This is a genomic window from Candidatus Cloacimonadaceae bacterium (genome assembly GCA_030693415.1).
Taxonomy (GTDB): domain Bacteria; phylum Cloacimonadota; class Cloacimonadia; order Cloacimonadales; family Cloacimonadaceae; genus JAUYAR01.
The window spans coordinates 1-6,306 of sequence record JAUYAR010000170.1 but is presented as its reverse complement, the minus strand read 5'-3'; the positions used below and the strand labels follow the sequence as shown (position 1 = coordinate 6,306).

Genomic DNA, 6,306 nt, shown 5'->3' with positions numbered 1-6,306 from the left:
CAGCGGCGAACACATCGTCGCTTGGGAAGGCTGTGATGAGCATAACCGAACCTTGGCATCGGGAGTGTATTTTCTGCGCTTTTCGGTGGATGGAAAGATCCAAAAGCAAAGCAAATTGATCTTGATGAAATAGGAAGCGCAGAGTATGTGCATCGAAAATGAGACGGTTCTAAGGATACCTTAAATAGAGCCAATCGCCGGTAATTGAGAATTGAGAATTGGAGGAAACCGGAGCAGCGCATTCACCCATTCACCAGTTCACCCGTTCACCGCAAACATCTCAGATCCCTTTTGCGACAAGCACTTCCCAGGGTTTTTTGAGCGTGTAGTTCATCACGACGCGTTGTTTCCCGGATAAGCCATCGGGAATGAGCGCGGCATATTCATCCAAAACGAGATAGTGCTCAAAGGTAAGCCGGCAAAGGTCAGCGGCTTCCTGCACGATATTGATGCCCTTCTCAAGGAGGGTTCTATCAGTATGTTCCATCAGGTTGGTGTTGCAGATCAGTTCCGTGACGCGAAGTTTGGAAGTATATTCCAGGCTATTTTTCATGATAACGATCTCTTCCGCGGTGGAAGTAAAAGGACGCAAGGTGTTGACCACAAAGAGCATACGGTAGCCACGAAGCTTGATGTTATCCACGAATCTACCCAAGGCACGGCAGCCGGCAGGGTCTCCGCCCGCGTCCAGGATCACGGTTTTGTCCCTGTTTTCGATCGCGCCTTTGATTCGGGGAGAGATCATCGGCAGGTCGGCATGCATGAATATGCCGTCTGGAGCAATCACGTCGATCCCTATTTCGGCAAATCTTTCCCGCACATCCCGCGAGCGAAAATAGGGATTGACGACATCCAAATCCGCCAGGACGATATCCAAGCCCTGCTTTTTCAATTCTCTGGCAAGCTGGATGGAGTATTCGCTTTTGCCGCTACCATAGGCGCCGATCACAACGTATAGCTCGTTTTTCATATATTCAGCAGTCTCCTTATTTCAAAATAATCCGCCATGAAATAGTCCGCTTCCGCTTTGATCTGATCATGATCCGGAAGACTGTCCTCGTCAAAAATGGCGATGGCGGTCATACCCGCTGCTTTGGCAGCTCTGATTCCCGATAGAGTATCTTCGACCACGCAGCAATCTATTGGCTCCAGTTTCAAGTTTTCAGCGCTCTTTAAGTATATATCGGGGAATGGTTTGCCCATCAAATGCATGTCTCCGGTGACCACGCTGGAAAAGCATTGCCAGATACCGTTGAAACTGAGCGCTTTTTCCGCAAGCTCGAAGGAATTGCTGGTGCCGAGACCGATGGGTATCTGTTTGTCGTGCAGGAAATTGACCAGTTCCAGCGCTCCGTCTTTGAGCTTGATCGAATTGGCATAATGCCAAAAAACCATGTCCGTCCATTCCTTCATAACGCTTTCCACGCTGTCCGGCAAACCGAAACGGTCTTTGAAGTATTTTGCCGTCTGGATGAAACTATTTCCTTGGGGCAGATGAGCAAAAAGGTCTGCCGGAACCTCGATTCCGCGTTTTGCCAGAAACTCCGTATCGACCTCACGCCAGAGGCGCATGGAATCGATCAGGGTTCCATCCAGATCAAAGATGATTGCTTTGTAATTCATATTATGTGCAAGCTCGGAGGAGGGCGCTATTTCGTCAACAGCAAAAAGGAAAAGTGAAAAAGATGGGGGAATATTTGGAGCGGGAAACGGGACTCGAACCCGCGACCTCAACCTTGGCAAGGTTGCGCTCTACCAACTGAGCTATTCCCGCATGGTACCAGAGGCCGGACTTGAACCGGCACGGGCTCGCACCCGAGGGATTTTAAGTCCCTTGTGTCTACCTGTTCCACCACTCCGGCACGATGAAAAAATAATGGAGGCGACACCCGGATTTGAACCGGGGATAGAGATTTTGCAGACCTCTGCCTTACCGCTTGGCTATGTCGCCTAAAGAACTGGAGCGGGAAACGGGACTCGGACCCGCGACCTCAACCTTGGCAAGGTTGCGCTCTACCAACTGAGCTATTCCCGCGTATGAAAAAACGCAAAAAACCAAAGTTTGAATACCCGCTAATTTGTCAATCAAAAAACTCTTTATCCTCGTGAAAAACCTCAGCCGTGAAACGGAAAAGCGCCGCTCCCTTATCTTTCCATGCACCGTTTGGCAAGCCCGCCTTGAGGCAAATATGTTGCAGGAATTCACTAATGTTCCACTTGCACTCCACCGGCACCTGAGGGAGCAGCAATCCGCTGCCGCGTGGGTGTCGGAGATAGAGTCCGTCCCTTCCGATGACTACTTCTTCGGCACCGTCAATGGGGATCATTTCGCTGAGAATGGAGATCTCGATCTCGATATCTCCGAGTTCGTTTAAGGTCAAAGCCGGAAACCGCGGATCGCGAAAAGCAGCAGAACGTGCCATTTCGAGGACGCTATCACCGATTGATTCATAGCCTTTGATATATCCGATGCAGCCCCGCAGATTTCCAAAGGCGTGCAGAGAAACGAAAACTCCGCGTTTTTCGGTGAATAGCAGATCTTGGAGTATTTCAAGCTCGGAGTGGTCAAAGCGTGAAACGATAGCCTGCCGCGCCCGCCTGAGCAGTTGATGTTTTTGTGTGTCAGTCAGTTGCATAACCCCTCTAACGAAAGATCTTGGCACTCAAATAGCCCACGACTTGCAGGTTATCTCCGGAACTTTTGCCGGAATGCGTATATTGGATCAGCTTGGATTTGGCATCTTCATAGCGTTTTGCCAGATCGAGCAGTGTGATGATTCCGCCGATCCCGCAAGCTTCACAACGTCCGCTGATAACGCTTTGCCAGAGGGCGTCCGGATCGAAACTCATGATATATTTGGTGATCAATTTATCCAGTTTAGCCGCTTTTTCACTGTTGTGATAATGGGAAAGATCGGTGGAAACGATGATGCCGATGCGTCTTTGCGAGTTCTTGAGGATTTCATAGATGCTCATGGCAAGGCGTTGCGCCACCTCAGGAGTCTGCCTGCCGAACATCACCGGACAGATGCGCGCGTTGGGAAAGAAGTGCTTGATCAAAGGAAGCTGGATCTCCATGGAATGCTCACTTTCGTGCAATCTCAGCTCGAGGTTTTTGTCCCTTGCGGCTCCGGAAAGCGTTTCATAGAGTTGCAGATCGAGCATGATATTGCCCAAGGGTGTTTCATATTCCTCAAAGGCAGAAACGCTGTAGTCAAAGTGATTTCCCTGATGGCAGGGGTGGAGGATGATAAAGCTGTCAAAATTGTGCTGTGAAATATCCTGATATGCCAGCGCCGCGCATTGCCCGGAATAGATATAACCGGCGTGGGGAACGATGATCCCGAGGGTATCTTCATAGCCCTTGGAAGGCTGCACGCCTTGGATCCAGCCTGAGATCTGACGTTCGATCTGCTGTGCGAAACGGGGGTAGAAACTTCCGGCGTGTGCCGCTTTTCTGATCATGATTTTCCTCTCTTCAGTGTCATGGATTCGGCGAAACGACGATGAGGTAATCCGCGATCTTGTTTGCTTGATAAGGGATCTTTTCCCCTTTGTATTGAGGACTGATCACAGCCACCTTGAGTTTGCGGTTGCGGGAAAGGACTCGTTCCACGGTGCCAAGGTATTCGCGCGAGTGGAAATCCCCGTTGATGTGGATGATCCTGTGTTTGGGATGGCGTTCCATATATTGGATAATGCTTTCCGCCATGGTGTCGTCCTTCATGCATTGGGCAAAGAACATCCGTTCATAAAGCTCTTTATCCGTCGCGTCGCCATGGGCTCCCATGCCGGTCATGGTGTTCATAAAGTTCTCTTTGTACTTGCCGTTGGAAGCGGATATCTGCAATGCCATCAGCACTTTGTCCTCGTTGGGAAGCTCGCCCAGCTTGCCTTTTCCGTTTCGTACCGCCATACCCGCGAGCCGGCGTGGAATGTTTGCCGCAATCGCCGTCAATCCTTTTTTCTTGGCAAATTCGATCAGGGGGGCATAGTCCGTCTTATAATTCGGCCAGGGACGCGAGTTTTTCAGAAATACTTCTTCGGAGATATTGCCGGCGAGATAGTCGTCCAGGAAGTCCTGGGTGTCCCGCTCAAACATTTCGAAAGAAAGGATCAAACGCTTGTCCTGATTGTATAAGAGGGGCACGAGCGTGTGCTGTATCCCATGCAGCACTGCATGGTCGTGGTATTCGCCAAAGAAGATCACGTCATATTTTTTCAGCTCTCTCGCCATAGCCGTGAGGGTGATATCCTTGCCGGATTTTGTCGCGACTATTCTATAATCCTGGGCGCCGAGGCTCGCTATAAATGCGGTCAACATAAGCAGAATGGGTATGATGCGCGTCATTTGCTACTCCCTTTTTATTTGATAATCTAATCAGTTTTGCCGGATATGCCCATTGAGAAATTCCTGAAAAAGCCACCGGATGGGCTCGTAGCTCATAATTACCTGCATCACTTCACCTTGGGGATGTCCGACCAGCGCGTTGTATAAGCTGGGGAGAGCTTGGCACGTTTCATCTCCCATTCCTTTTGGATTCCGTTGGCGGCATAGAAAACCGTGTCTCTGCCCTGCCTGCGGTTGAGACGGTCAATCACGTCCATCAGTTGTTTGCGCCGGTCGTCCAGATAATTCGTCTCGATGAAATTGAGCGGAACATCTTCTTCCGGGATGATATCGGCAAACATCACCCCCGCTTTTTTGTATTCGAAGCCCTCCAGAAAGACGTCGTCCAGCATCTCCAATCCGCGTTTGATCAGATCCGGAGTATATGCCGAAGGAGGAAAAAGCGTCGTCTGGGCGGAATTGTTATATTGCGGACCCTCTTTGAAACGGTTGGTATTGAGAAAGACCATCATGTGTCCCGCCACGCAATGTTGAAACCGCAGTTTTTCCGCAGCGCGGGTGATATATGTGGAAACCGCTTCCGCCAGCTCCGCACAGTTGGAAACCTGTTTGCCGAAAGACCTTGAGCAGACGATACTCTTCTTTGTGGTTGGCGCATCATCGATGTCAATGGCGGAATATCCCTGCAATTCCAACACTGTTTTATGCCCAACGCTGGTCAGATAATGATCCACGAATTTATCCTGGGCGTTGCGGAGCTGCCAGGCATTTTGGATGCCATTTTGATTGAGAAACTTTTCATATTGCCTGCCGATCCCCCAAATTTCTCTGATTGGTAGCTGGGTCAGGGCTTTTTCAATGCGTTCTTCATCTAACAATACGAGCACTCCTCCGAAACCTTTAACTCTTTTGGCATAATGATTTGCCACTTTTGCCAGAGTCTTGGTCTTGGCGATTCCTACCGATACGGGGATGCCGGTCCACTGTTGCACGATCTTCCGGATCTGTTTGCCATATTCCTCCAGATCGCGAATGCGGAATCCGTTCAAACCCAAAAACGCCTCGTCGATCGAATAGATCTCCAGATCCGGCGAAAAACGAGATAGAGCGTCCATCACCCGCGCGGACATATCTCCATAGAGGGCATAGTTTGAGGAAAGCAGCGTGCCCCCGTGTTTGCGGATCAATGCTTCGTATTTGAATCCGGGAGCTGCCATCGGGACTTTTAGCGCCTTCAATTCGTTGGATCGAGATACGATACACCCGTCGTTATTGGAGAGCACAGCCACTGGCTTGCCCTCCAGGGAAGGGTCAAATACGCGCTCGCAGGACACATAGAAATTGTTGCAGTCCACCAACGCGATGATCTCGTTATCGTTCAAACCAGTTTTGTTCAATTTTCTCTCCCGCTCCCATTTGTCCAAAGGGGGCTTATGTGTCAATCACAAATCGTGCGAGTGAGGATGGGCGATATTGGCAAAAGGGGCATAATGGATAGATCGGTTTTGCCTGTTGCGATGCGATCGGAGTATCCGGATCGGCAATGATTAAAATAAAGGCACTAACAACATATTTATCAATGAGATGGACGCATAATTGGAGCAGGATTGCTCGGTTGCTCTTATCAGGCTGGTTTCCCTTGTTTTTCTAAATCTCAATAAAGTCATTTATAACAATCATTTACAGGCACGAGTCACCTCTCTTACCCCTTAGCAATACGGAGTCATTACGGACTTAGTCCGTAATGACTCCGTATTGATACCGTAATGCTAAGGGGGAAGAAAGATTTTTTATCGGTTTTTGGGGTCGATTTTTGTCCCGTCCTAAAAAAGTTGACACCAAATCAACTTCTAAGGAGAAGAGAAAATGAAAGAAAAGAAGCCCGTAAATCGTTATAGCATGGCTTTTAAAATGCGTGTTATTGAGGATGTCGAAAACGGTCTGATTTGCGCCGA

Annotated in this window: 7 protein-coding genes and 4 tRNA genes; all 11 read right to left on the bottom strand. The window is 49.3% G+C overall.

Annotated elements, in window-relative coordinates; genetic code table 11:
* Positions 1-280: 280 nt before the first annotated feature.
* Positions 281-970 (bottom strand): hypothetical protein, encoded by a 690-nt coding sequence (locus Q8M98_10990; protein MDP3115277.1) that lies wholly within the window; start codon positions 968-970, stop codon positions 281-283.
* Positions 967-1,623: an HAD family phosphatase gene (locus Q8M98_10985; GenBank protein ID MDP3115276.1), complete on the bottom strand. Its 657-nt coding sequence runs from the start codon at positions 1,621-1,623 to the stop codon at positions 967-969. The genes Q8M98_10990 and Q8M98_10985 overlap by 4 nt, the downstream gene beginning before the upstream one ends.
* Positions 1,624-1,698: 75 nt before the next feature.
* Positions 1,699-1,774, bottom strand: a tRNA-Gly gene (locus tag Q8M98_10980).
* 1 nt (position 1,775) lies between these two features.
* A tRNA-Leu gene (locus Q8M98_10975) sits at positions 1,776-1,862 on the bottom strand.
* A gap of 15 nt (positions 1,863-1,877) precedes the next feature.
* Positions 1,878-1,951, bottom strand: a tRNA-Cys gene (locus tag Q8M98_10970).
* Positions 1,952-1,959: 8 nt separating this feature from the next.
* Positions 1,960-2,035: transfer RNA gene (locus Q8M98_10965), tRNA-Gly, on the bottom strand.
* A gap of 46 nt (positions 2,036-2,081) precedes the next feature.
* On the bottom strand, positions 2,082-2,636 hold the full coding sequence (amrA, locus tag Q8M98_10960) for an AmmeMemoRadiSam system protein A (protein ID MDP3115275.1): 555 nt from the start codon (positions 2,634-2,636) through the stop codon (positions 2,082-2,084).
* 7 nt (positions 2,637-2,643) lie between these two features.
* Entirely contained in the window at positions 2,644-3,465 is an 822-nt protein-coding gene (gene amrB / locus Q8M98_10955; protein ID MDP3115274.1) for an AmmeMemoRadiSam system protein B, read from the bottom strand.
* 19 nt (positions 3,466-3,484) lie between these two features.
* Positions 3,485-4,351: a ChaN family lipoprotein gene (locus tag Q8M98_10950; protein MDP3115273.1), complete on the bottom strand. Its 867-nt coding sequence runs from the start codon at positions 4,349-4,351 to the stop codon at positions 3,485-3,487.
* Positions 4,352-4,458: 107 nt separating this feature from the next.
* The gene (locus Q8M98_10945; protein MDP3115272.1) at positions 4,459-5,748 is read right to left on the bottom strand and encodes a Y-family DNA polymerase; all 1,290 of its coding nucleotides are present in this window, start codon (positions 5,746-5,748) and stop codon (positions 4,459-4,461) included.
* 337 nt (positions 5,749-6,085) lie between these two features.
* On the bottom strand, positions 6,086-6,306 hold a 221-nt coding region (locus tag Q8M98_10940), incomplete at its 5' end, for a hypothetical protein (protein MDP3115271.1).

What these genes read in the sequence shown, in the direction of transcription:
- Q8M98_10990 (MDP3115277.1), bottom strand. Translation starts at nt 970, where the DNA reads ATGAAAAACGAGCTATACGTTGTGATCGGCGCCTATGGTAGCGGCAAA.
- Q8M98_10985 (MDP3115276.1), bottom strand. Translation starts at nt 1,623, where the DNA reads ATGAATTACAAAGCAATCATCTTTGATCTGGATGGAACCCTGATCGAT.
- amrA (MDP3115275.1), bottom strand. Translation starts at nt 2,636, where the DNA reads ATGCAACTGACTGACACACAAAAACATCAACTGCTCAGGCGGGCGCGG.
- Q8M98_10950 (MDP3115273.1), bottom strand. Translation starts at nt 4,351, where the DNA reads ATGACGCGCATCATACCCATTCTGCTTATGTTGACCGCATTTATAGCG.
- amrB (MDP3115274.1), bottom strand. Translation starts at nt 3,465, where the DNA reads ATGATCAGAAAAGCGGCACACGCCGGAAGTTTCTACCCCCGTTTCGCA.